Genomic DNA, 24,907 nt, shown 5'->3' with positions numbered 1-24,907 from the left:
GTGTGGGTGGTGGGGCGCCCGGCCGGGGCCGGGCTGGAGAACAGCTCAGGAACGCCGGGCCCGCAGGCGCCGACCAAGACGGGACAGCAGTCCCTGCACACCGCCGGGAGCGGCGATCATGACGACGATCAGGGTGAGGCCGAAGATCGCCAGCGGGAGGTTGCCCTCCAGCCGCTGCGCCACGGCGGGCGAGAGCGTGAGCATCTCCGTCACGGAGTGGGTGAGGTCGGGCAGGGCGACCAGCAGGACGGCACCCCACAACGCGCCGGTGAGACGGCCGAGACCACCGATCACCACGGCCATCAACAGGAACAGCGACAGGGTCAGCGAGAACGCCCCCGGGGAGACGCTCTGCGCGAGGACCGCCAGCAGCGCGCCGCCGAGTCCGGCGGTGGCGGCACTGACCACGAACGCGAGGACCTGGGTGCGGGCCACGTGGATGCCGGCGAGACGGGCGGCCACCTCGTCGTCCCGGACCGCCCGGAAGGTCCGCCCGTACCGGCTGCGGATGAGGTTGGCCAGCAACAGCAGGGCGAGCAGGGTCGCCGCCCCGGTGAGCCAGAGCTGCCACCGCTCGTAGGGGAAGTACGGGCCGAGCGCCAACGGCGGCGGCTCCACCGGCACGGACAACCCCTGCTCCCCGTTGAACACACCGTCGAAGGTCACCGCCAGCGCCGGCACGACGATGGCCACCGCGAGGGTCACCCCGGCCAGGTAGGGGCCGCGTAGCCGGGCCGCGGCCACACCCACCACCGCGCCGACCGCGACAGTGCTGACGATCGCCGCGACCAGCGAGAGCGGCAACAGCCAGCCGCCGGTCATCCCCCGGTCGGCGAACGCGTTCTGACACAGGGCCACCGTGTACGCACCGGTGGCCATCAACGCCCCGTGCCCGAGCGACAGTTGACCGTTGAGGCCGGTGAGGACGGTCAACCCGGCAGTCGCGCAGAGGTAGGCCGCCACCGTGGCGAGCTGAAAATTCCGGAACGGCTCGACGGCGTAGCTGACCCCCACCAGCACCAACCCGACGACCAGCACGATCGCGAGGTGGCGCAGCACTGTCGAGCCGCGTCTCCGGTTGACGGGACGCCCGGCGGCGTCGTCCGACCGCTGCCTCGGCGGCAGCGCCGCCTTCGTGGCGCTCACACCCGCCTCGCCGCGACCGGGGCGAACAACCCGCCGGGCCGGACCAGCAGCACCGCCAGCAGCAGGACCAGCACCGCGAGCGGCGTGAGGTCACTGCCGGCGTAGCCGCTCACATAGGAGAGCAGCAGACCCACCACCAGCCCGCCGACCACAGCGCCCGGCGGGCTGTCCAGCCCACCCACCACCGCCGCGGTGAACGCGGAGACGAACACCAGGTCCATCGCGTGCGGATGCAGGCCCAGCTCCGTCGGGATGACCAGCATGGCGGCCAGCGCGCCCACCCCGGACGCCAGCGCCCACCCGAGGGTCAACATGCCACCGACGTTGACCCCGAGCAGCCGGGACACCTCGGGCGCGAAGGCCGCCGCCCGCATCCGCAACCCCACCGGGGTACGCGCGAACATCCACGCGAGGGCGCTGACCACCACCCCGATCGTGGCGAAGACGAACAGATCGTACGGCGACAGCACGGCGACACCGCCCACGCTGAGCGCGGCCCTGCTGAACGGCGCCTCGGCGGGGCGGAACTCGTTGCCGTACACCATGCCCAGCACGGCCTGGATCAACAGCACCAGCCCGAGCGCGACGATCACCGGGTTGAGCGGTGAGGCATGGTCGACGTGCCGCATCACGACGCGGTCCACCAGCGCACCGAGCAGCAGGCCGGCGACGATCGCGACCACGAAGCCCAGCCAGTAGGAACCGGTCGCGGCAGCGACGGAGTACGCGACGTACGCGGCGGCGACGGCCATCGCGCCCTGGGCGAAGTTGACGACCCGCGCCGCCCGCCAGATGAGCACCAGGGCCAGCGCGAACGCGGCGTACACCGCGCCCCGGGACAGGCCGTCGACGGTGAGGAAGACGAAGCGGTCCAACAGTCCTCCCTCCGGGGGACGAGGTGGTGGTCAGAAACCGAGGTACGCGTGGCGCAGGTCGACGTCGTCGCGCAGCTTCGCCGCCGGGGCGGCGATCACCACCCGGCCGAGAGACATCACGATCCCCTGGTCGGCGACGGCGAGCGCGCTGCGGACGTTCTGCTCGACCAGCAACACGGTCAGGCCGGTGCGGTCGCGGAGCTGGCGGAGCAGGGCCATGGTCCGGGCGACCACCCGGGGCGCCAGGCCGAGCGACGGCTCGTCCAGCAGCAGCAGGCGGGGGCGACCGACCAGGGCCCGGCCGAGCGCGAGCATCTGACGCTCACCGCCGGAGAGCTGGTGTCCGAGGTGCCGGCGGCGACGGGCCAGGGGCTCGAACAGCTCGTAGACCTCGTCCAGGGCCCGTCCGGCGTCGGCCCGGTCGCGCCGCCACAGCCCACCGAGGCGCAGGTTCTCGTCGACGGTCAACTCGCTGATCACACCCCGGCCCTCCGGCACGTGCGCCATGCCGCGTCGGACGAGCTGCTCCACCGGCGTACCCCGTAGGTCCTCCCCGGCCAGGACGACCTGGCCGGCGGCCGGACGGATCATGCCGGAGAGCGCACGCAGCAGGGTCGTCTTGCCGGCGCCGTTGGCCCCGACGACCGCGGCGATCGTGCCCGCCGGGACGGTGAGGTCGACGGCCTGCAACACGGGCGCGGCGCCGTAACCGGCCACCAGCCCGCGCACGACGAGCAGATCGGTGCCGGTCATGCTGAGCCACCTTTCGTTCGCGACTGCGGGGCTCGCAAACCCGGCTCACTCCTCGCGCTCACTGGGTGGCCTCCTCGACGGCGGCACCGAGGTAGGCGTCGGTGACCGCCGGGTCGTCCCGGACCTCGTCCGGAGTGCCGGCGGCGATCACCCGGCCGAAGTCGAGCACCACCAGCTCGTCGCAGACCGCCATCACCAGGTCCATGTGGTGCTCGACGAGCAGCACCGCGCAGGGGTCGTCGTCCCGCCGGGGAAGCCCGCGGATCAGCTCCGCCAGCTCGGTGATGTCGTCGGCGCCGAGGCCACCGGCGGGCTCGTCGAGCAGGAGCAGCCGGGGTCGGGCGGCGAGCGCGCGGGCCAGGGCGACCCCCTGGCGTACCGCGAAGGGCAGTGTGGTCGGTGCGGCCTCGGCGTGCGCGGCGATGCCGAGACCGTCGAGGATGTCCAGGGCGTGCTGGCGTAGCCGGCGCTCGTCACGGTCGCTGGCCGGCAGCCCGAGCAGCGCCGGGACGAACCCCGCACGGGCGGTGTGCGAGGCGCCGGTCATCACGTTCTCCAGCACACTCAGACCGGCGAAGAGTCCGGTGCCCTGGAGGGTGCGGGCGATGCCGAGCCGGGTCAGCCGGTGCGGCCGTGGGCGCAGCGGCCGACCGTCGAGGGTGAGCGAACCCGTCTCCGGCGCGACGAAGCCGCAGATCACGTTGAACAGCGTGGTCTTGCCCGCGCCGTTGGGCCCGATCACGCCCACCACCCGGTTGGGTGGCACCCGCAGCGAGACGTCGTCGAGGGCGGTGAGGCCGCCGAAACGGACGCCGATGTGGTGCAGTTCGAGGCCGCGCTCCATCACCCATCCCTCTGTCGTGGCGGGTGTTTATTTACACTCGCAGTGTACGTTTCTCGGGTATCGCGTCAAGACCTTCGATGCCCTACCGCACGCGGACGGGGCGGTCGCCGTCGGCGACCGCCCCGCGTCACGATCAGGCGCTGGGACAGGTGTTGCGGTACTCCTGAATGGCCGAGCCGCTCGGGCCGGGGCAGAGGAACTGCTCGTAGCGGGTGTCGTCGTCGACGAACCGCTTCAGCCAGGCCACCATCTGCCGGCCGGTGGGCGTGTTCGTGGTCTGCGGGAAGAAGTGGCTCGCCCCGTTCAACTCCAGGTACGCCTTCTCGGCGGACGACGGGATGCTGTTGTAGAACGGCACCGAGTGCGTCGCGACGGGTGCGACGCTGTCGCTCTCGCCGCCGATGATCAGCGTGGGCACCCGCAGCTCGGACCAGCTCTTGTCCAGGTTCCACGGCGCCAGCGGCACCGCGGCCTGAAGCGACGGCCGCGACGAGGCCGCCTCCAGACTGCCTCCGCCGCCCATGGAGTGACCGGCCACCGCGAGTCGACTGCTGTCGATCCGGCTGCGCACCGAGCTGCGCTGGGTGAGGTAGTCCAGCGCGGCGAGCAACTGCCGCCCCCGGCTGTCCGGCTGGTCCAGGCGGGTGTTGGTCTCGATGCCGATCACCACGAAACCGTGCGAGGCGATCCGCGGCCCGAGCCAGCTGATGCTGGACCACGAGGCGGTGTAGCCGGGTGAGATGGCGATGGCGCCGAAGGTGCCCTCGCTGGTGCTGGTCGGGTAGTAGATGACGCCGCCGCCGAAGCCGGTGACGCCGAGCGAGGACACACTCTGCGACGCCGTGGCGAAGGGCCCTCGGCTGGCTTCCAGGATGGCGGTGGTCGGAGCGGGGCCCCGCTCGTACGGGCCGGCGGCCTGTGCGGCACCGGACGGTCCGGCCAGGACGACGCCGGCGACCAGAGCGGCGGACAGACCGAGCCGGGCGGCGACGGAACGGGGACGGGTGGTGGTTGGTGAGGACACGTCGGGCACTCCCTAAGTCGAGGGATATCGACGTGTGTCAGTTTTGGCCGCTCAGCCCGGTCGCCGCATCGGCAGAATCACCAGTCCTGGCGGCATTTGCCGTGATCAGCCGTGTTTCGGCCCTCCGACCAGGGGTAGCAGGGCAGGCGCCCGCCCGTACACGCGCCATCGAGAGGTTCACCCCGTGGATTCCAGCAAGCCCGCCGAGGCGGTCAAGAACGCCGTGAAGACCGCCTCAGGAAAGATCGCCGACGCCCTGACCCCCGACGTCCCGGGCGCGCCGGGAAGCGCGCCACCAACCGTCGAGGAGCCGACGACGCCGCACGACCCGCTGCCACCGAAGCCGGAACAGGGGGCACCGCAGACGCGTACGCCCACCGGCGCCGAGACCGGCGCGCCGCCCACCGCCAAGGGTCAGCAGGGTGCGTACCTGACGACCGCCAACGGCGCACGACTGCGCGACACGGACCACTCGCTCAAGGCCGGACCGCGTGGCCCGGTGCTGCTCCAGGACCACCACCTCCGCGAGAAGATCACGCACTTCGACCACGAACGCATCCCCGAGCGGGTCGTGCACGCGCGGGGCGCCGGTGCGCACGGCGTGTTCACCGCGTACGGCACCGCCGAGGCGGTCACCCGGGCCGGGTTCCTGAAGAAGGGGCGGGAGACCGAGGTCTTCGTACGCTTCTCCACAGTGCTCGGGTCGCGCGGCTCGGCCGACACCGTCCGCGACACCCGCGGCTTCGCGACGAAGTTCTACACCGATGAGGGCACCTTCGACCTGGTCGGCAACAACATGCCGGTGTTCTTCATCCAGGACGCCATCAAGTTCCCCGACATCATCCACGCCGGCAAGCCGCACCCGGACCGGGAGATCCCGCAGGCGCAGAGCGCCCACGACACCTTCTGGGACTTCGTGTCGCTGCACACCGAGGCGCAACACCACGCACTGTGGAACATGTCCGACCGGGGCATCCCGCGCTCCTACCGCACGATGGAGGGCTTCGGCGTGCACACCTTCCGCCTCGTCAACGAGGCCGGGGAGACGGTGCTCGCCAAGTTCCACTGGAAGCCGAAGCTGGGCGTGCACTCCCTCACCTGGGAGGAGGCCCAGATGCTGAGCGGGATGGATCCGGACTTCCACCGTCGCGACCTCTACGACGCCATCGAGGCCGGCGCGTACCCGGAGTGGGAGCTGGGCATCCAGGTCTTCCCCGACACCCCCGAGGAGACCTTCGCCGGCATCGACCTGCTCGATCCGACGAAGATCGTGCCGGAGGAGTTGGCCGAGGTGCAGCCGATCGGCAGGCTGGTCCTCAACCGGACGCCGACGAACTTCTTCGCCGAGACCGAGCAGGTCGCCTTCCACCTGGGCCACCTCCCGCCGGGCATCGACGTCACGAACGACCCGCTGTTGCAGGGCCGGCTCTTCTCGTACGTCGACACGCAGCTCACCCGGCTGGGTGGGCCGAACTTCGCGCAGATCCCGATCAACCGCCCGCACGCGGCGGTGAACGACATGCTGCGCGACGGGTTCCACCAGCACGCCGTGCACGCGGGCGTCGCGCCGTACCGACCGAACTCGCTCGACGGCGGCAACCCCTTCCCCGCGGGCGACGCCGAGCAGGCGTTCGTCGACGTGCCGGTCACCGTCGCGCAGGCGCCCAAGGTACGGGCGAACCCGGCCTCGTTCGACGACCACTACAGCCAGGCACGCCTGTTCTGGGCGAGCATGTCGCCGGTCGAGAAGGAGCACATCATCCGGGCGTACACCTTCGAGCTGGGCAAGTGCTACCACCAGGCGATCAAGGAACGCCAACTGCGCAGCCTCGCCGCCATCGACCCGGTGCTGTGCGAGCAGGTCGCCGCCGGTCTGGGCCTGCCCGCACCGCAGCCCAGCGTGCCGCTCGCCGACGTCACGCCCAGCCCGGCGCTGTCGCAGGTCGGCCGGGAGTGGCCGAGCGACGGTCGTACCGTCGGGATCGTGGTCGACCCGGACGGTGACCTGGACGGTGTCGCCGAGGTCCGGCGGGCCGTGTTCGAGGCCGGCATGGTGCCGTTGCTCATCGCCCCGCGCGGTGGCCTGGTCGCCGACCTGCCGGTGCAGCGGACCTTCGCCACCGGCCGGTCGGTCGAGTTCGACGCGGTCCTGCTGGCCGGAGCGCCGGTGCCCGCACCGGACGCCCTCCCCGCCCGCGACGACAAGGCGGGCCGCCCCGGCCCGGCCGCCGTGGATCCCCGCGTGCTGCTGCTCGTCGAGGAGTGCTGGCGGCACGCCAAGGCGATCGGCGCCTGGGGCGCCGGCGTCAGCGTGTTGGAGCAGGTCGGGGTGGCCGGCACCCCCGGCGTCGTCGCGGCGGGCTCCGGTGCCGAGGCCCTGACGGCGGTGCAGCGGTTGATGGCCGCGCACCGGGTGTGGGAACGGTTCCCGGCCTCGGTGGCCTGACCCGGCGCCGAGCACCGACGAGGGCTGCCTTCCAGCGGGAGGCAGCCCTCGCTGGTGCTCGGGTGCGGCAATCTCTATTACCGGATCATGACAATCCGTGGATCATGTGCGGATATCCGGCTGGCAGTTTTCGATGAATGAACCAACAGCTGACCGGGTCCCCGGTCGCGGAGCTGCCGCCCGACGAGACGCGCGTCCGGCTCCGCCACCGGCACCGGACCGGGACGACCCGCGCGGACGGACGATCGCGGCGGGCGGAGTGGGCCGACGCCGCGAAGGGCGCCTGCATCATTCTCGTCGTCCTGTGGCACGTCGTGGTGAAGGACTACCTACAGATCGACTGGCACGTCGGCGTACCGGTGCCGGGCCTGTGGGGGACGCTGGGCGAGCAGTTCCTCCCGTTGCGGATGCCGCTGTTCTTCACCATCTCGGGCGTCTTCGCGGCGAACGCCGCCCAGCGCCCCTGGCGGGTCGTGGCCCGCAGCCGGATCGCCGGTTTCCTCTACCTGTACGCCCTCTGGCTCCTGATCCACACTGCGGTCCTCGCCGCCGCCCCCGGGCTGCCGACCGACCGCGCCACCTCCGCTCTCGGCGTGCTGGAGCAGCTCACCATCACGCCGTCCAATCTCTGGTACCTGTACGCCCTCGCGTGGTACTTCACGATCGCCAAGGCGACCCGTCGGGTGCCCTGGGCGCTGGTGCTCGTACCCGCCGGGGTGCTGTCCGCCGTCGCCGCCGCCGGCCTGCTCGACACCCCGGGCAACCGTGGTGGCCTCTACCAGAACCTGGTGTTCTTCCTCGCCGGCCTGTACCTGCGACCGCGGATCGTGCGCTGGGCCGAGACCGCCGGGCGACGCCGTCTCCTGCTGACCTCGGGCGGCTACGTCCTCGCGCTCGCCGCGATGGCGGCGGTCGGCGCGCAGCGGTGGTTCGGCGTGTGGCCGGCGGTCTCCGTCGTGGCAGTGATCTTCGGCATAACCGCAGCTGCGCAGCTGTCCCGCTGGTCGGCACTCAGCAAACCGCTGGCTAGTCTCGGCCGCATCACCCTGCCGATCTACGTCGTCCACATGCCGGTCCTGGCTCTGCTGCACCGGCTGGTGCTCGTACCGGTTTCCGAGCTGGGCGCGTCCGCTCAGGGCCTGATCGTGCTCGGATATCCGGTTCTGCTGACCGGCCTGGTGATCGCTCTGAGCCTGGCCGCGCACCGTGGCCTGCTGGCGGTCCGGGCGGGCTGGCTGTTCGCCCTGCCCGGTCCGCGCCGCCCGGAGGCGGCCCGATGAGCGCCCTGGCCGAGGCGCTCGTCGACCTCGACGCGATCGCCGCCAACGTGCGGACGATCGCGTCGGTGACCGGCACCGACCTGATGGCGGTGGTGAAGGCCGACGGGTTCGGCCACGGCGCGACGCAGGTGGCGCGGGCGGCCCTTCGCGCCGGCGCGAGCTGGTTGGGGGTGACCTCGACGAGCGAGGCGCTGGCCCTGCGCGCCGCGGGTGTGACCGCGCCCACGTTGAGCTGGCTGCACAGCCCGAACGACGACTTCGGTAAGTTGATCAACGCTGGTGTCGACGTCGGCGTGTCGACGACGACGCACCTGCACGCCGTCGCCGACGCGGTCCACCGGCTCGGCGTACCGGCGATGGTGCAGCTCAAGGCCGACACCGGTCTGTCCCGCAACGGGGCCGCCGGCGACGACTGGCCCGAGTTGGTCGGTTGGGCGCGCAAGTACGAACGGGAGGGTGGGATCCGGGTGCGTGGGGTGTGGTCCCACCTCATGGACGCCGACGTCCCGGGTGCCCCCGAGCTGAACCGCCAGGTGACGGCCTTCGAGGAGGCGCTGCGCGTCGCACGGTCGGCGGGCCTCGACCCCGAACTGGTCCACCTGGCCAACTCGGCGGCCGCGTTGTCGGCGCCACGGACCCGCTACGACCTCTGCCGGATCGGGATCGCGCTGTACGGCGTGGACCCGTTCGGCGCCACCGGCCCGGGCGAGTTCGGGCTGCACGCCGCGATGACGGTGCGGACGAGCGTGGTCAACGTCAAGCGGGTGCCGGCCGGCACCGGCGTCTCCTACGGGCCCGAGCACGTGACCGGGGCACCGACCACTCTGGCGCTGCTGCCGCTCGGGTACGCCGACGGCCTCCCCCGCGCCGCGGGTGGCCGCGCCCGGGTGTGGCTCGCCGGCCGGCGGTGCCCGATCGTCGGGCGCATCGCCATGGACCAGTGCGTGGTCGACGCCGGGGACCTTCCCGTGGCGATCGGCGACCCGGTCGTGGTGTTCGGCCCGAGCGAGGCCGACCAGGACCCGCCGACCGTCGCCGAGTGGGCCCGCTGGGCCGACACCAACCCACACGAGATCTTGACCGGGATCGGGGCCCGGGTGGCCCGCGACCACCTCCACGGAAGGGCACGTATTTCATGACAACCCGACTGGCAGTGCTGTACGGCGGGCAGAGCGGCGAGCACGACGTGTCCTGCCGCTCGGCGGCGAGCATCCTCGCCCACGTGGACCGTGCGCGGTACCGGGTCACCGAGGTGCTCATCGACACCGACGGCGGCTGGCACGTCGACGGACGCCCGACGGCACTCCCTGCGGCGTTGCGCGTGCTGCGCGCCCAGGACGTGGTGTTCCCGGCTCTGCACGGCCCGTACGGCGAGGACGGCACCGTCGCCTCGCTGCTGGAGTGGCTCGGGGTGCCGTACGTCGGCAACGGTGTCTTCGCCAGCGCCGCCGGTATGGACAAGGGCGTCACCAAGCGGCTCCTCGCCGCCGAAGGGCTGCGGGTCAGCCCGGGGGTGACCCTGCGGTCGGGCGAGGACCTGTCGCCCGAGGACCGGCAACGTCTGGACCTGCCGGTCTTCGTCAAACCGGCTCGGGCCGGGTCCAGCCTGGGTGTCGTCAAGGTGGACGACTGGTCGGGGGTGCCCGCCGCGCTGGAGCAGGCCCGACAGGTCGACCCGAAGGTGCTCGTCGAGCAGGGGGCCCGGGGTCGGGAGATCGACGTGGCGGTCCTGCAGCACCCGGACGGCCGGGTGCAGGCCGGCCCGCCGCTGGAGATCCGGGTGACCGGGGCCGGCTTCTTCGACTACGACGCGAAGTACGACGGCGGCGCGATCTTCCAGATCCCCGCCGCGCTGGACGCCGCGACCACCGAGGTGCTCCAGGACCGCGCGATCCGCGCCTTCCACGCCCTCGACTGCCGTGGGTTGCTCCGGGTGGACTTCTTCCTGCCCGCCGAGGGGTCGCCCGAGCCCATCGTGAACGAGGTGAACACGTTCCCCGGCTTCACCGCCGCGTCGCAGTTCCCGCAGATCTGGCAGAAGGCCGGCCTCGGCTTCGTCGACCTGATCGACATCCTGATCGACGGCGCGCTGGCCGACGAGGACGGGAGCCGCTCCGGCGGACTTCCTCGGCCGGCACGGGCGGTCGACCTGGTGTGAGCGGTGGCGGGTGCCCGGTCATCTGATTGGGCACCGCCGCGGCTGCCGAGCGCCGTCGGGTCCGACGATGCTGACCGCTGCGGGACCATTCACCAGGCCTACCTGCGTCGCGCTGTCGGTCACCGTGCAGACGATCTGGTCGAACGCGTCGGCCGTCAACGGCCCCACCGCACCGGTCGTCTTCACCGTGAGGTCAGATCTCTGCGCCGCCGGCTTCACCGTGAACGGGCCGAGCCCGGCGGGCACCTCGCTGGTCAGGCCGCTGGCGCGTTCCTCCCCGCTCGGACCGGCCGCGAGCAGGGCGAGGGCCTGAGCCGGCTGGCAGGGCGAGCCGCCCGGGGCCGACGGTGAACAGGTCACGGCGGGCGTGACACCGGCCTGGGTCGCCTTCGGCTGCCGGAGGACCAGCGCGAGGTCACCCTGCGCGAGCAGGTAGATCCCGATGCCCTCGGTCGGGCCGCTGACCGCGGCGCGACCGGTGATGACGGCGCTGGGCCGCACCCCGCAACCCGCGGTGAGCACTGCGACGAGCAGCCCGCCGGCGACCAGCGCGCGACCCGTCCTCCGGGTGTTCACCGGGCACCTCCCTCGTTCGTCGTGTCGCGGGGCAGGCGGAGCGTGAACACGGCGCCGCCATCGGGGCGGTTGTCGGCGACGAGGCTTCCCCGGCGGTCACCGTGGCGGTGCAGTCGCGCGTTCTCCCAGGAGACGGCGAGACCGAGGCCGCTACCCTCGGACCGGGTCCGGGCGGTGTCGGCCTTGTAGAAGCGGTCGAACACGTGCGGCAACACCTCCGGGTCCAGTCCGGGCCCCCGGTCGGCCACCTCGATGGTGACCCAGTCCCCGTCGGCGCCCAGGCGCACCGACACCGGCTCGGCGCCGTGCCGCAGGGCGTTGCCGACCAGGTTGGCGACGATGACGTCCAGCCGGCGGGGGTCGAGCCGGGCCACCACACCCGGCGGCAGTTCCGTGTGCACCCGGTCGACCCAACCGCGGATGCGCAGGGCGGCGGTCACCGCCGCGGCCACGTCCACGTCGTCCAGGGCGAGCCGCGCCGTGCCGGAGTCGAACCTGCTGACCTCGATGAGGTCGTTGACCAGTTGGGTGAGGTTCTGGGTCTCCCGACTCACCAGTCGGGCCGCCCGCCCCGCGTCCCCGGGCAGGTGTTCGGCCTCCTCGTCGAGCACGTCGGTGACCGCCGTCATCGCGGCCAACGGCGTACGGAGTTCGTGCGAGACGTCCGCCACGAACCGGCGCGCGTCGGACTCCATCCGTCGCAGCTCCCCGACCTGCCGCTCCAGCGTCCCGGCGGTGTCGTTGAAGGTCCGCGCCACATCGGCCAGCTCGTCGACGCCCCGGACGGTCAGCCGGGTGGTCAGGTCACCCTCGCCGAGGCTGCGCGCCGCCCGGCCCAACTCGCGTACGGGTCGCAGCACGCTGCCGGCGGCCAGCAGGGCCAGCAGGACGGCGAGGACCAGCGACAGCCCGCCGGTCAGCCAGGCGCGGGCGGCGAGCTGGTCGATGCTCTGCTGCTCGGGCAGGAGGCTGCGCATCGAGTACACCTCGAGCCCGGACGGTCGGGAGGTGCCGTCGGGTCGTTCGAGCGCCAACTGGGTGCCGATGAGCAGCTTGGGTTCCCCGTCGAACGCGACCCGTTGCCAGGCGATCCGGCCGTCGCCGACCTCCCGCCGCAGCTCCGGGGTGAGCGCCTCGGTCACCCCGGCACCCTGCGACCGCAGATCGTGGTAGACGACCACCGTGGTCGTCTTCCGGTCGGAGAGACGCTGGGCCAGGATGTCGAGGTCGTCCTGGGTCGGCGGCAACTGGGCTATCGGGTAGTACTTGGTGAGCTGGTCGGTCAGCGACGTCACCGCGGCGTCCTGCGCCTGTTGCAGGATGACCGTCCGGGCCTGGACGTAACTGCCGCTGGCCACGACGGCCGCGGTGGTCACGCCGAGCAGCACGAACGTCAGGAGCAGCCGGACCCGCAGGCCCGAGACCCGCGCGCCGGCCCGGCGCCAGAGTGTCACAGCGGCCCGAACCGGTATCCGAAACCGCGCACGGTCTGGATGAAGACCGGTGCCGACGAGTCGACTTCGATCTTGGCGCGCAGCCGCTGGACGCACGCGTCCACGAGCCGGGAGTCGCCCAGGTACCCGTGTTCCCACACGGCCTCCAGCAGTTGCTGGCGGCTGAGCACCTGGCCCGGCGTGTGCGAGAGTTCGAGCAGCAGACGCAGCTCGGTCGGGGCGAGGCCGACGGGCACGCCGTCCTTGCTGACCACCAGCGCGGCCCGGTCGATGGTCAACGCGCCGTGCTGTTCCAGGCCGGGCCGCTCGCCACCGGCACGCCGCGACTCGCCGCCGGTCCGGCGGAGCACCGCACGGATGCGCGCCTCGAGCACCCGGGCCTGCACGGGCTTGACTACGTAGTCGTCGGCGCCGGCCTCCAGCCCCGCCACCACGTCCATGTCGTCGTTACGGGCGGTCAGCATGATGATCGGCAGGTCGCCGAGCTGCCGGATGCGGCGGCACACCTCGAAGCCGTCCATCCCGGGCAGCATCAGATCGAGGACCACGACATCGGAGGGGGTGCTGCGAAGCCGTTCCAACCCCTGCTCGCCGGTCTCCACGGCGTGCACCGTGTGGCCCTGTCGGGTGAGCGCCAGCTGAAGCCCGTCGCGCACCGTCTGGTGGTCTTCGATCAGCAGGACCTGGGACATGTCGTCAAGTATCCCATCATGAGATCTTTTGGAAATCAGCCGACGACGGCAGTCCACCACGCCGGGCTCCCAGCGGGACCACGAAGTCCGCCGAACGCACCAGGAACACCACCACACCCACCAGGACCATCGTCGTCGCACCCGCCACCACGATGGCGACGAGCGCCCCGCGCTGCACCGAGGCCGACAGACCGGGCACCACCGCCACCAGCGCCCACACCAGCGCGACCAGACCCACCGTCGCCTCGGCCGACCGACGCCACCGGCTCCCGCCGTCCGGTTCGCCGTCCGCGTCCCGGTCCCCGCGCAGGCCCACCAACGCGGCTGCGGCCAGGCAGAACAACGCCACCCCCAGCAGTACGCCGCCGAGCACGTCACTGAACCGGTGCCAGCCGGCGATCATCGTGGCCGAGGCGATCGCCGAGACACCGACCGCGCCGGGCACCGCCAGGAAGCGACGGGCCCATCCGGGCAGGACCAGCATGAACGCCAGCAGTAGCGCCGTCGCCGCCGCGACGTGCCCGCTCGGGAAGCTGTTGTGGGTGGTCGAACTCTCGATCTGGAGATCCGGACGGGGCAGCGCCGACTTCAGCGCACCGGCTGCCACCACCGCGCCGACCACCATGCCCACACCGGCGACCCCCGCCACCAGCCGGCGACGGAGCACACCCACCAGCAGCACCGCGCCGAGCAGGGCGGCGAGGAGTGTCGGACTGCCGAAGCCGGCCAGCAGGGTCTTGGCCGGACCCACCAGGTGGGTCTCCTGCTCGTATCCCCCACCCCGCTCGGCGCGCGGCAGGAGCAGGCCGTCCAGCCACTGACCGGGGTACGTCCGGACGAAGACGGCGGCGGTGAGCGCGAACGCGACCAGACAACACAGCGCCACCGCGAGCAGCCGGAAACCCAGCGGCACCGCCGCGCGGGCGGAGGGCAGGGGTCGCGCCGACGGCGCGCCGGGCGTCGCTCGCCCCACGGGGTACGACGATCCGATGGTCATGTCGGCCATGCTCGCTCCGGCAGGTCCGGATGCCGTACTCGGATTGTCTTGGTTCTGTCACAACCGCCCCCGGCGCCGGCCGGAGGCGGATCGTCGTCGGGAGGGCCGGGTGACCCTCGACGGACGTCTGACATCCACACGCTTGCATGCAACGATGTTTTACCCCGCCGAGATCAGCCACCACTAGGGTCAGGACACCGATCGATGTCTCGGTCATCGGTGCGAAGAATCCATCCGGAGAGCTGGGGCACCGGAAGGGGTGGGGGGAATGCAGGGAACTCCAGTCGCCAGCCTGGTCATCGGCATCGCGTCCTCGCCGGCCGAACGCCGACATCTGGCCCGGCTGCTCGGCGGCACTGACGCCTTTCTGATCGTCTCGACAGTCGACCAGGCCCGAGAGTTTCTCGGCGTGGTCGAGACGCCTACGGCGGCGACCTCACCGGACGGCCCGGGGCCCGTCGAGGCCCCGCAGGCCACCGCCGGGCTCGTCCCGGCCCCACAGGCCACCGCCGGGCTCGTCCCGGCCCCACAGGCCACCGCCGGGCTCGTCCCGGCCCCGCCGGCCACCGCCGGGCTCGCCGAGGTGACACCGAGCCCGCAGTCGCCGCCACCGGACCTGGCCGTCGACTCCGACCGTCGGGTGCTGCGGTGGCGCGATCAGGAGATCGACCTGACCCGGTTGGAACACGACGTCCTGCTCTGCCTGGTGCACGCGCCCGGGCAGATCTGGACCTACGAGCGTCTGCACCTCGAGGTCTGGGGCAACCGGCACCTCGGCCGGGGCTCCGACATGCACTCGGTGGTCCGCAGGGTGCGCGGCAAGCTCGCGAGACTCAACGCCGCGACGACCATCCACTCGGTCCGTGGGGTCGGCTTCCGGCTCGCCCCGGTCTGATCCCCCCGACACGGTCCGGCCCGCCTGGTCGGAGCCAGGCGGGCCGGACTGTGCGCTAGCGCTCGGGCGTCAGCACTTGATCGGCACCAACCCGAAGTTCTCCACCGTGGGAGTGGTGGTGTTGATCCTCGTCTGACGGGTCTGCGGCTTCCAGCCGTCCTTGGCGACGATCATCGTGAGCGGGTTGTTGCGGCGGTCCACCCAGTAGGCGTACCTGCCCTCGGCGTCGGTGGCGAAGGTGTACGACGCCGCCCACGAGTCGACCTGGACGACCGCGCCGGCGAGCGGCGAGGTCGCACCCTGGCAACTGCTGCCGATGACCGTTCCCATGAGCTTGCCCCACGTCTTCGGGGGGTTCGCGGTCATGCTCACCGCGACCGGCGCCACCGCGTACGGCGTGTTCTCCGTGATCCCGACGGAGCCGGAGTAGGTGCCCGGCTGGTCCACGTTGGCGGACAGGCCGACGGTGACCGTGACCTTCGCGCCCGGCGCCAGGGTGGCCGACGTCTTGTCGATGGTCATCCAGCTGACGTCGGCCACCGACTCGGCGCAACCCTCGAAGCCCGGGAGCACCTCGCTGTTGGCTGCCGCGTTGAAGTTGCCGGACGAGCCGCCGATCTTGTAGAAGCCGCATGCCGCGCCGCCCCGGTAACGGGGGGTGTTGGCGTTCGGCAGGTTGGACCACGAGCCGGCGGCCGGGTCGAAGGCGAAGCCGGCGTTGCTGATGGCCCCACCCTGCGAGCCACCGACGACGAGCAGCTTGCCGCTGGCGACGGCGTACGAGCTGGCCCAGTTGTCGGCCGGCGCGTCGGCGATCGCGGTCCAGGTGTTGGCACCCGGGTCGTAGGCGTAGCTGGACTTCTGCGCGGCGGAGCCGTCGTTACCACCGGTGCAGTAGAGGGTGCCGTCGATCCCGCCGCAGGAGGCGAAGGCCACCGACTTCGGGTAGTTGGCCACCGCCGCCCAGGCATCGGTGGCCGGGTCGTACCGGACGACGCTGTTCGACATCGGCGTGCAGTTGGCGGTGGTGCAGCCACCGACGGCGTACAGCTTGCCGTCGACGACCGCCTGACCGGCCGCGGCCCGGGGTGCCGGGTTGTCGGCCAGCTCGGTCCAGGTGTTGGCCCCCGGGTCGTACGACCAGGTGGCGGCGTCGGGCCCCTCGTCGCCCCAGCCGCCGCTGGCGATGATCTTGCCTTGCACGACGCCCACCGTCAGGGCGTTGCGTGCGCCCGGCAGATCGGCGATCGCCGTCCAGGTCTGGGCGGCCGGGTCGTAGGCGTAGTTCTTGGCGGTGGAGGCGCTACCGTCGCCACCCCCGATCGAGTACACCTTGCCGTCCAGGTTCACCACCCGGTTGTCCATCACGTTCGCCGGGTAGTTGGCGATGTCCGTCCACGGCGCGGCCTGCGGGCCGGTCGCGGCGGCGGTGGCCTTGGCCTCCTTGCCGGACGCCTTGGCGGCGAACGACGTCGGTGCGGTGAGCCGCTGCTCCGGAGCGCCGCTGGCGCCGAGCACCTGTTGCCGGGTGACGGTGGACCCGTCCGCCCGGAGGAGCTCGAAGCCGTTGTCCCGCTCGCTGAACTTGACCTCGACCGGCGCGCCGCCGGTGTTGGTCACCGTGAACGTCCTGCTCGCCTTGCCGTTGGGCATCTGGAGCGTGGCGCTCAGCTCGGTCGGGGTCACCGACAGTCGGCCCGCCGCGAGCTGGAAGTTCGCGGTGGTCGCCCAGTCGGCCTCGACGTCGACCGACTTGGTCTGGCTGACGTAGTTGCCGGCGGTCGCCGTGAACTGGTGCTCGCCGGTCAGCGACGAGTAGATCCAGTAGAAGCCGTCGGCCAGCCCCGGGTCGTCCGGGGTCGCCACGGTGACGGCCTTCTCGGCGGGCCGGTCCTTGCTGGTGACCGTCGCACCGTTGACGTAGCTGTCGTCGTTCTTGTCGCGGACGTTACCGACGACCAGCCCGCCGTCGACCGGCTCGCAGATGACCTGGCTGCCGATGAGGACGTTGTCGACCTCCCACCACCACTCGTACGAGGCGTCGTAGTAGTGGAACCGGACCTGCACCTGCGCCTGACCGGCCGCCTGCGGGATCGGGATCTCGGTCACCTTCGGGCCCCGGACGTCGGTCTCCTGCCGGAGCACGTTGGTCCAGGTGGCGCCACCGTCGATGCTCAGGTCGACGTCGGCGGTGTCGTCGTTGAGCTGGTTGAAGTCCTGGTTGAACCGGATGACCGGGGCGGTGACGCCGGTCAGGTCGATCACCGGGCTGACCAGGGAGGTGTCCTGGCTGCTGCCCGCGCCGTAGTCGTCGCTGTCGATCATCGCGAAGCCGCCGCTGCCGCCGGTCAGGTTGCCCCGGTCGCCGTCGTCGGTGAACTTCCAGACCTGGCCGCTGCCCGCGTTGTCCACGACGGTCCAGCCGGCCGGGGTGGTCGCGGCGTCGAAGGACTCGTACTCGCCGTCGGAGCCGAACGTGTAGCCGGGGGCGGTGGTGCAGGTGTCGGTGTCCACCGGGACGGCGACGTTGGCGGTGGCGTTGCCCGTGCCGACCACGACCTGCTTGGTGACGGTCTGGTAGCCCGGGTACTGCGACTCGTACGTCAGGGTGTAGGTCTGCCCGGCCGGCAGCTTGATGCTGTAACGGCCGTTCGACGGGGTGGTGTAGTCGTAGACGCCGGACACGCCGGCCACTGTCACCTTCGCGTAGAGCGGCCAGCCGTGACCGGAGCCGTCGGTGACCGCTCCGGTGACGTTGACACTGGGCACCGGCGTCAACGCGACGTTGAGCGTGGTGGTCGCGCCCTTGGCGACGGTCGCCGTCTTCGTGGTGCCGGCGTAACCGAAGGCCGCCACGGCGACCTGGTAGTCACCGGTGGGCAGCCGGGTCGAGTATGTGCCGTCGGCGCCGGTGGTCAGCTCCCGTGCGGTCGGGCCGGTGAGCGTGAGGGTCGCGCCGGCGATCGGGGCGCCGCTGGCCGCGTCGGTGACCGTGCCGGCCAGGGTGCCGATGTCGCCGGTCGGGGCCGCGTTGAGCAACGCGAGGGCGTCCAGGCGACCCTCGCCGTAGACGTTGTTGTCGGCGGCGGTGCCGCCGCACTGGTCGTCGGCCTTGTCGATCGCCGTGCCGTTGAGCAGCGCACGGGTGGCGTCGACGTCACCGATCAGCGAGGGCGCCGCCGAGTAGAGCAGCGCGATCGTGCCCGCGAGGTGCGGTGCGGCCATCGAGGTGCCGCTGATGCTGCCGTACGCGCTGCCCGGGATGCTCGACCGGACGTTCACGCCCGGCGCCGAGATGTTGGGCTTGATCTCGCCGTTCTGCCCGACGCCCCGGGCGGAGAAGCCGGCGACGTTGTTGTTGACGTCGTACGCGCCGGTCGAGTAGTTGCTGGCGAGGCTGCCCGGCGAACCACTCGTCTGGCACTCCGGCCCGCTGTTGCCGTTGGACCAGGTGGCGAAGATCCCGGACGCCGCCCAGGCGTCCGTCACGTCCTCCATGAACGGCTCGTTGGACGGGTCCCGCGTGCCCCACGAGTTGTTGATGATGTTCGGCCGCTTGCTCGCGTCCGCGTTCTGGCCGTTGAGGTCCAGCGGTTCGAGCATCCACTGACCGGATTCGATCAGAGCGGCGTCACTGGGGCAGCAACCGTTCGCCGCGATCCAGGTGACCCCGGGCGCGACACCGATCTGGTTCGCGCCGTCGGAGCCGGCCATGGTGCCCATCGTGTGCGTGCCGTGGCCGTCGTCGTCACAGGGGGCGGTGGCGCAGGCGCCGGTGGAGTTGGCGGCGTTGAACCAGTTGTAGTTGTGGTCGAACGTGCCGTCACCGTTGTTGCCCCGGTAGGAGTTCACCAGCGCCGGGTGGTCGAACTGCACGCCGGTGTCGATGTTCGCGATGGTGATGCCCTCACCCTTGACGCCGTACTGGGCCCACACGTCGTCGGCGTTGATGTTGGCGATGCCCCACTCGAGGGCGTTCACGGTCTTCTCGTCCGCGCCCTTGGTGGTCTCCGGCACCTTGTACGCCACCGGCGCGTAGAGGCCCTCGACCTCGGAGTGGCCGGCGAACTTCTGCGCCATCGCCAGGGAGCCGCTGTTCACCTTGATCGCGTTGGTGGCCCAGAAGGTCTGGTATCTGGTGCCCGAGCTGTCGAGGTCGGCCCGGATCTTGCCCTGGCTCGCGGCGGCGGTCCTGCGCAGGGCCTCCGCTACCGCGGTGCCGCGCTTCGACCAGTCCTTGATGGCGCTGGCCTTGCTGAGGTCCGCCCGGTCCTTGAACCGGATCCAGAAGTCACCTTCACTTTTGGCCTGGAGCTGCTTGGCGAGCTCGGGTCGGATCTTGTCACCGGTCGGGGTGCCCGCCTGCATCCCGCCGCCCGGCGCTGCCTGTGCGCCGGAGCCGATGGTGGCCAAGCATGTGGCGGCGAGGACCGCCGCCGCACCGGCGCTCACCAGTGATCTGGCTGCGCGCCGCCATTGTGGACGTCTGAACATCGGTGCTGCCTCCCTCAGAACGACCCAGGGTGAAGATGGGCCATGGGTGGACCTCCCCATGCACCGCGCGGGTCACGCCGGTTGCCCGAGTGGACACTATGATCGAGAAGAAAGGACGATCAAGAACTTGCCGTGAGCAACTTGTCGCTAAGAGTTGCTGCGCCGGCGACGCGCTTGCCAATCATTGTCAGGACCATGACGAGAGCCGGGCAGGGATGCCCATCGATCCCGGGCGGTGCTGTGGCCGAGGACGACGATGCGACGTCGAACAGCGAGGATCCGGCCGACGAGCCGTTCCCGCTACTGATCGCGGTGACGTCGTCGCCGGCCGAGCGCATCCGGCTCGCGGAGCGACTCGACGGCATCGCACCGCTCCTGCTCGTGTCCGATCTCGACGAACTACGCCGGCTGATCGCCGCCCCGCAGCAGATGGCCGCAGCCGCATCCGAGCCGGCCAGCGCCCTGGTCATCGACTCGACCCGGTCGAGCGCTCGGTGCGGCGAACGTGAGGTCGACCTCACCCGCCTGGAACACGACCTGCTGACGTGCCTGATCAGCGAGCCGGTCCGGGTCTGGAGCTACGCGGAGTTGCACCGGTCGGTCTGGGGCGACGAGGGGCGCGAACGAAAGGCGGACGTGCAGTCGCTGGTGAAGCGACTACGCCGCAAGCTGCACGACCTCGGCACCCGCGCCACCATCGACGTCGTTCGAGGTGTCGGCCTGCGGCTGGCCGACCACCAGCAGGCCCGGGTCGAACGCGCCTGACCCGCCGACGCATGAATTGATCAAGGGTCGGGTACGACCTGAGGATCAGCAGCGAGACAGGCGACGAAGACGCCGGCAAGGAGAATCACCATGGCATTCCCCAACCTCTCGAACGTGTCCATCGGCCTCAGGTCGGCCGCGCACGTCGGGATCGCGGTGAGTGACCTCGACCGTTCGGTCGCGTTCTACCAGGCCCTGCTCGGCAAGGAACCGGTGGTCCGGGACGAGAGCATGCACGGAGCCGGTTTCGCGCAGTCCCAGGGGCTGCCGACGACGAAGCTGCGGTACGCCACCTTCAACCTCGACAACCTGGGCATCGACCTGATCCAGTTCCAGGAGCCGGTCGGCGAGGTCGCCCAGGTGGCCGCCAACCGGCCCGGCTCGATGCACCTCTGCTTCCACGTGGACGACGTGCGCTCGGTCTTCGACCGGATGCGCGCCGCCGGGATCGAGTTCCTCGGCGAGCCGTACACCTTCGCGGCCGGCGAGGTGAACCCGCCGGAGGCCCTCGGCACCGAGGTCGCGTACTTCAACGACCCGGACGGGACGAACCTCGAACTCATCGCGCCGAAGGGCGGCTTCGCGCGCAGCGAGTGAGCCGACCCAGGCGGAACGGGGGCGGGCCCGACGGTCCGCCCCCGTTTCGCACTCCCCCGCCGGAGGACCGACCCCCTCAGTAACCGCTTTTGCGGGTAATCACAGGATGTGAACATCCTGACACGTAACGTGAAGGTGTCGCCGGACGACGGCTGACACAGGCGTGCGCCGGGCCGCCACCGTGGCGGTGCCGCTCGGTCGACGACCGGGGCGGACAGCCCTGCACCGCCGCCGGCCTACTCAGCCGCAGGAGGTGTGGACGATGCCCATGCTGTCGGTCTTCGATCCCCGGCACACTGTCGCTCCCCCGGGATACAGTCGCTGGCTCATCCCGACCGCGGCACTGGCCGTGCACGTGTGCATCGGCCAGGTGTACGCGACGAGTGTCTACAAGAACTCCCTCATCGCGCACTTCGACGTCAGTCAGACGGCGATCGGGGCGATCTTCAGTATCGCCATCGTGATGCTGGGTTCGTCCGCGGCGGTGGGTGGCCGCTGGGTGGAGCGGAACGGACCGCGCCGGGCGATGTTCGTCTCGGCGTGCTTCTGGGCCACGGGGTTCCTGGTCGGCGCGCTCGGCATCGCGACCCAACAGCTCTGGCTGCTCTACCTCGGGTACGGCGTCATCGGCGGCATCGGGCTCGGCATCGGCTACATCTCGCCCGTCTCCACACTGATCAAGTGGTTCCCGGACCGGCCCGGCCTGGCCACCGGTCTGGCCATCATGGGGTTCGGCGGCGGCGCCCTGGTCGCCGGCCCGCTCGCACGCCAACTGCTCTCCCTCTACGACTCCGGCTACAACCCCAGCAACCCCGCGGCGGTGGCCTCGGGACACGCCCTCGTGGCGCTCTTCGTCACGTTCGGCATCGGATATTTCGTGATCATGATGTTCGGCCCCTTCAACGTCCGGGTACCGGCGCCGGACTGGCGGCCCGCCGGGTTCGACCCCGCGAGCGTCGCCACCCGGCCTCTCGTGACGACAGCGAGCGTGTCGGCGTCGAACGCCGTGCGTACCCGGTCGTTCTGGTTGCTGTGGATCGTGCTGTTCTGCAACGTCACCGCGGGCATCGGCATCCTGGAGCAGGCCAGCCCGATGATCCAGGACTTCTTCCGGGACAACGGAACCGCCACCACGGTCTCGGTGACGGCGGCGGCCGGTTTCGTGGGAGTGCTGTCGCTGTTCAACATGGCGGGGCGGTTCGTCTGGTCGACGACGTCCGACCTCATCGGCCGCAAGCCCATCTACATGGTCTACCTCGGTGTCGGCATGGTGCTGTACCTGCTGCTCGCCGTCGCCGGCCACTCCGCGACCGCGCTCTTCGTGCTGATCGCCGCCGCGATCATCTCCTTCTACGGCGGTGGCTTCGCCACCATGCCCGCCTACCTGCGTGACCTGTTCGGCACCTTCCAGGTCGGGGCCATCCACGGCCGGATCCTGACCGCGTGGTCGGCCGCGGGTGTCGCCGGCCCGCTGATCGTCAACGGGATCCTCGACACGCAGGGCAAGCCCGGCACCCTCACCGCGGCGGCGTACCGGCCCGCCCTGTTCACCATGGTCGGCATCCTCGCCATCGGGTTCATCGCGAACCTGCTGGTCCGTGCCGTGCCCGAGAGGTTCCACGAGCCGAACCGTGGGCCGACCTCGCCCGTGGCGAAGGCAACCGTCACCGAGCCGGTCGCTCTCGGGCCGGACAGCAGGCCGCCCGCACCGCCCCGCGTCGGCAATCAGACCGGGCGACTCTGGTTGTCCTGGCTGCTGGTCGCGGTGCTCCTCGGGTACGGCATCGTCCAGACCGTCATCACCGCCGCGAAGCTGTTCACCGGCTGACGCGTAGCGCTCGGACCTCCCGACGAACACGAAGGCACCCCTGGAAGGGGGTGCCTTCGTTCGTGTCGCCGATCCGTTCAGTGCTCAGTGGTCGACCGCTTCTCGTCGAGTCGCTCCCGTTGTGGCACGACCGTGTACTTCGGATCGCGGGCCGACACCCGGCCGGCCTCGAAGATGCCGAACCGGGTGGCGACCGACGATGCCACGAGGGCGGCGCCGGAGATCGCCGACAGAACCCGGCTGCGCCGGCTGAACAGCGCGGCGACGGTGCCCACGCCGAGCAGCACGTCACCCGCCCGGACCAGACGACCGCTGCGTCCCTGCCGGTAGGGCTCACCGGTCAGGCCCAACCGCTCCATCCGGCGACCGCCGGCGTACTTGACGGTCGCCGCGACGACCGCGAGTCGCCGCAGCGGGGCGGTCTGGGCAGCCGGCGCCGCGATGAGGCCGACCCCGGTGGCCGCGGCGAGCGCGCTGCCACCGAAGACGAACGGCATGAAGGGGTACGCGTCGTGCCACGCCGGTACGGCGGTGTCGGCGAGCAGCACCCCGGTGTACGTGGCGAGTGCCGGGGCGGTGGCGGCGGCGGCCAGGCCGGCGATGTCGCCGACCGGTGGGGCCAGGCGGCGGGCGAGACCGAGCACGCCGTGGTCGGGGAGTCGGGTCGCCAGCTCGGCGATCGCGGCCACGCCGGCGGCCGGACCGAACGCGGTGAGGATCCAGGTGCCGACCGACATCGGCGAGGTCAGCTTGGCGATCCGGAGCATGTGGTGGAACCGGGCCGGTCGACCGAGGTCGTGCACCAGCAGGTACGCGCTGGCGGTGACGCCGCCGAGCGCCGTCCACCGCCCCACCTGACGCAGAGCGGGCCGGCCGGTCAGTTGGGCGCCCGCGCCGATCAGCGCTCCCCCGGCGGCGAGCCCACCGGTGAACAGGTAACCGGCGATGTCGCGCTTCCACACCGGCGGTTTGAGGATCGGGCGGCCGTAGTAGGAGGTGAAGTCGGCCGCCGGCACTGTCAGGTGCTCGCCGCCGCGGGTCATGACCGCCTGCCCAGGAACGCGACAACGGTGGCGGCGGTCATCGCCAGGGCGGCCAGCCCGGCGTGTTTCCACATGGCCGGCAGGTCCCGGGTGGTCACGACCGGGTCCGGCGGCAACCCGTACACCTCGGGCTCGTCGAGCAGCAGGAAGAACGCCCCGTCACCGCCGACGCCGTCGTTCGGGTCGTGCCCGTACAACCGCGCCTCCGGCACACCCCGCTCGTGCAGGGTGTTCACCCGGGCCGCAGCCCGCTCCCGCAACTCGTCCAGGGGCCCGTACTGGATCGACTCCGTCGGACACGCCTGCGCACACGCCGGCGTCATCCCCGCACCCAACCGGTCGTAACACAACGTGCACTTCCACGCCCGACCATCACCCCTACGCTGATCGATCACCCCGTACGGACAGGCGGAAATGCAGTACCCACACCCGTTGCAGATGTCCTCCTGCACCACCACCGTCCCGAACTCCGTCCGGAACAACGACCCCGTCGGACACACATCCAGACACGCCGCATGCGTGCAGTGCTTGCACACGTCCGACATCATCAACCAGCGGAAATCCGTCCGCCCCTCGACACCGGTGCCCCGACCCGGCGGCTGCGCACCCGGCATCCCCAGGAACTCCGGGCCGGCCGACATCCGGGCCGCCGCCTCGGGCGAGCCGGCGGACAGGCCCGGATCGGTGCCGGTGTGGGCGCTGGTCAACGCGCCGGCCGCCGCCGTGACCGGGCTGACCGGGGGCCCGTCCGGGTCCCCCGCGAACGCCGGGGTTGCCAACCCGGCACGACGGGGCTGCTCGACGAACGCCACGTGCCGCCACGAGTTCGCGGTCAACGCACCCGTGTTGTCGTACGACATGCCGAGCAGGTCCAGGCCGCTCTCCGGCACACCGTTCCACTCCTTGCAGGCCACCTCACACGCCTTGCAACCGATACACACACTCGTGTCGGTGAAGAACCCCATCCGCGGCGGCGCGTTCTCGTAACCCGCGTCCGGCGCCGGGTCCAGCGGACCGTACAGGGCATTGGTGTGGGGCAT

At 71.3% G+C, this 24,907-nt stretch carries 20 protein-coding genes; 8 read left to right on the top strand and 12 right to left on the bottom strand.

Going from position 1 to position 24,907, the window contains the following annotated elements; translation table 11 throughout:
• Window positions 1-45 precede the first annotated feature (45 nt).
• The 5 genes from GA0070612_RS19255 to GA0070612_RS19235 all read right to left on the bottom strand — a co-directional run bounded on the left by GA0070612_RS19255 (window position 46) and on the right by GA0070612_RS19235 (window position 4,642).
• The gene (locus tag GA0070612_RS19255) at window positions 46-1,146 is read right to left on the bottom strand and encodes a branched-chain amino acid ABC transporter permease (RefSeq protein ID WP_088989175.1); all 1,101 of its coding nucleotides are present in this window, start codon (window positions 1,144-1,146) and stop codon (window positions 46-48) included.
• Window positions 1,143-2,021, bottom strand: coding sequence for a branched-chain amino acid ABC transporter permease (locus GA0070612_RS19250; RefSeq protein WP_088989174.1), 879 nt, complete (start codon window positions 2,019-2,021; stop codon window positions 1,143-1,145). Before GA0070612_RS19250 ends, GA0070612_RS19255 begins: the two co-directional genes overlap by 4 nt.
• A gap of 30 nt (window positions 2,022-2,051) precedes the next feature.
• Window positions 2,052-2,774 carry an ABC transporter ATP-binding protein gene (locus GA0070612_RS19245; protein ID WP_088989173.1) on the bottom strand — a complete coding sequence of 241 codons (723 nt, stop codon included), beginning with the start codon at window positions 2,772-2,774 and terminating at the stop codon, window positions 2,052-2,054.
• Window positions 2,775-2,832: 58 nt separating this feature from the next.
• A complete protein-coding gene (locus GA0070612_RS19240; RefSeq protein ID WP_088989172.1) occupies window positions 2,833-3,618 on the bottom strand; it encodes an ABC transporter ATP-binding protein in 786 nt (261 codons plus the stop codon).
• Between the two features lie 133 nt (window positions 3,619-3,751).
• Window positions 3,752-4,642 carry an alpha/beta hydrolase family protein gene (locus GA0070612_RS19235; protein ID WP_088991612.1) on the bottom strand — a complete coding sequence of 297 codons (891 nt, stop codon included), beginning with the start codon at window positions 4,640-4,642 and terminating at the stop codon, window positions 3,752-3,754.
• 184 nt (window positions 4,643-4,826) lie between these two features.
• Here GA0070612_RS19235 and GA0070612_RS19230 point away from each other — a divergent pair, with 184 nt between their 5' ends.
• The 4 genes from GA0070612_RS19230 to GA0070612_RS19215 all read left to right on the top strand — a co-directional run bounded on the left by GA0070612_RS19230 (window position 4,827) and on the right by GA0070612_RS19215 (window position 10,526).
• Window positions 4,827-7,088: a catalase gene (locus GA0070612_RS19230; protein WP_088989171.1), complete on the top strand. Its 2,262-nt coding sequence runs from the start codon at window positions 4,827-4,829 to the stop codon at window positions 7,086-7,088.
• A 137-nt stretch (window positions 7,089-7,225) separates the two neighbouring features.
• Window positions 7,226-8,368 (top strand): acyltransferase family protein, encoded by a 1,143-nt coding sequence (locus tag GA0070612_RS19225; protein WP_088989170.1) that lies wholly within the window; start codon window positions 7,226-7,228, stop codon window positions 8,366-8,368.
• Window positions 8,365-9,507 (top strand): alanine racemase, encoded by a 1,143-nt coding sequence (gene alr, locus GA0070612_RS19220; RefSeq protein WP_088989169.1) that lies wholly within the window; start codon window positions 8,365-8,367, stop codon window positions 9,505-9,507. Before GA0070612_RS19225 ends, alr begins: the two co-directional genes overlap by 4 nt.
• Window positions 9,504-10,526: a D-alanine--D-alanine ligase family protein gene (locus GA0070612_RS19215; protein ID WP_088989168.1), complete on the top strand. Its 1,023-nt coding sequence runs from the start codon at window positions 9,504-9,506 to the stop codon at window positions 10,524-10,526. Before alr ends, GA0070612_RS19215 begins: the two co-directional genes overlap by 4 nt.
• 18 nt (window positions 10,527-10,544) lie before the next feature.
• Here the strand turns inward: GA0070612_RS19215 and GA0070612_RS19210 are convergent, their stop codons facing one another.
• From GA0070612_RS19210 to GA0070612_RS19195, 4 genes are read right to left on the bottom strand one after another with little or no spacing between them, the layout of a single operon-like run.
• Window positions 10,545-11,102: a hypothetical protein gene (locus tag GA0070612_RS19210; RefSeq protein ID WP_088989167.1), complete on the bottom strand. Its 558-nt coding sequence runs from the start codon at window positions 11,100-11,102 to the stop codon at window positions 10,545-10,547.
• On the bottom strand, window positions 11,099-12,556 hold the full coding sequence (locus GA0070612_RS19205; protein ID WP_088989166.1) for a sensor histidine kinase: 1,458 nt from the start codon (window positions 12,554-12,556) through the stop codon (window positions 11,099-11,101). The genes GA0070612_RS19210 and GA0070612_RS19205 overlap by 4 nt, the downstream gene beginning before the upstream one ends.
• A complete protein-coding gene (locus tag GA0070612_RS19200; protein WP_088989165.1) occupies window positions 12,553-13,248 on the bottom strand; it encodes a response regulator transcription factor in 696 nt (231 codons plus the stop codon). The genes GA0070612_RS19205 and GA0070612_RS19200 overlap by 4 nt, the downstream gene beginning before the upstream one ends.
• Before the next feature lie 16 nt (window positions 13,249-13,264).
• The gene (locus GA0070612_RS19195) at window positions 13,265-14,254 is read right to left on the bottom strand and encodes a phosphatase PAP2 family protein (protein ID WP_088989164.1); all 990 of its coding nucleotides are present in this window, start codon (window positions 14,252-14,254) and stop codon (window positions 13,265-13,267) included.
• Window positions 14,255-14,513: 259 nt separating this feature from the next.
• On the opposite strand from GA0070612_RS19195, the gene GA0070612_RS19190 reads away from it, so the two are divergent.
• The gene (locus GA0070612_RS19190) at window positions 14,514-15,140 is read left to right on the top strand and encodes a winged helix-turn-helix domain-containing protein (protein ID WP_088989163.1); all 627 of its coding nucleotides are present in this window, start codon (window positions 14,514-14,516) and stop codon (window positions 15,138-15,140) included.
• Window positions 15,141-15,209: 69 nt separating this feature from the next.
• Here GA0070612_RS19190 and GA0070612_RS19185 read toward each other — a convergent pair whose 3' ends face one another.
• Window positions 15,210-19,592 (bottom strand): S8 family serine peptidase, encoded by a 4,383-nt coding sequence (locus GA0070612_RS19185; RefSeq protein ID WP_231924255.1) that lies wholly within the window; start codon window positions 19,590-19,592, stop codon window positions 15,210-15,212.
• 237 nt (window positions 19,593-19,829) lie between these two features.
• On the opposite strand from GA0070612_RS19185, the gene GA0070612_RS19180 reads away from it, so the two are divergent.
• From GA0070612_RS19180 to GA0070612_RS19170, 3 genes are all read left to right on the top strand, one after another.
• A complete protein-coding gene (locus tag GA0070612_RS19180) occupies window positions 19,830-20,399 on the top strand; it encodes a winged helix-turn-helix domain-containing protein (RefSeq protein ID WP_088989161.1) in 570 nt (189 codons plus the stop codon).
• A 90-nt stretch (window positions 20,400-20,489) separates the two neighbouring features.
• Window positions 20,490-20,996, top strand: a complete 507-nt coding sequence (locus GA0070612_RS19175; protein WP_088989160.1) for a VOC family protein — start codon at window positions 20,490-20,492, stop codon at window positions 20,994-20,996.
• Window positions 20,997-21,264: 268 nt separating this feature from the next.
• The gene (locus tag GA0070612_RS19170; protein WP_088989159.1) at window positions 21,265-22,824 is read left to right on the top strand and encodes an OFA family MFS transporter; all 1,560 of its coding nucleotides are present in this window, start codon (window positions 21,265-21,267) and stop codon (window positions 22,822-22,824) included.
• Between the two features lie 77 nt (window positions 22,825-22,901).
• Here the strand turns inward: GA0070612_RS19170 and nrfD are convergent, their stop codons facing one another.
• Together nrfD and GA0070612_RS19160 are read right to left on the bottom strand one after the other, a co-directional pair.
• Window positions 22,902-23,867, bottom strand: coding sequence for an NrfD/PsrC family molybdoenzyme membrane anchor subunit (gene nrfD / locus GA0070612_RS19165; protein WP_088989158.1), 966 nt, complete (start codon window positions 23,865-23,867; stop codon window positions 22,902-22,904).
• Window positions 23,864-24,907 carry a 4Fe-4S dicluster domain-containing protein gene (locus GA0070612_RS19160; protein WP_088989157.1) on the bottom strand — a complete coding sequence of 348 codons (1,044 nt, stop codon included), beginning with the start codon at window positions 24,905-24,907 and terminating at the stop codon, window positions 23,864-23,866. Before GA0070612_RS19160 ends, nrfD begins: the two co-directional genes overlap by 4 nt.

Origin of the sequence: Micromonospora chokoriensis, from assembly GCF_900091505.1 — a bacterium.
Lineage (GTDB): Bacteria > Actinomycetota > Actinomycetes > Mycobacteriales > Micromonosporaceae > Micromonospora > Micromonospora chokoriensis.
Note: the sequence above shows the minus strand (reverse complement) of the source record. Positions and strands in the feature narration are given on the sequence as shown.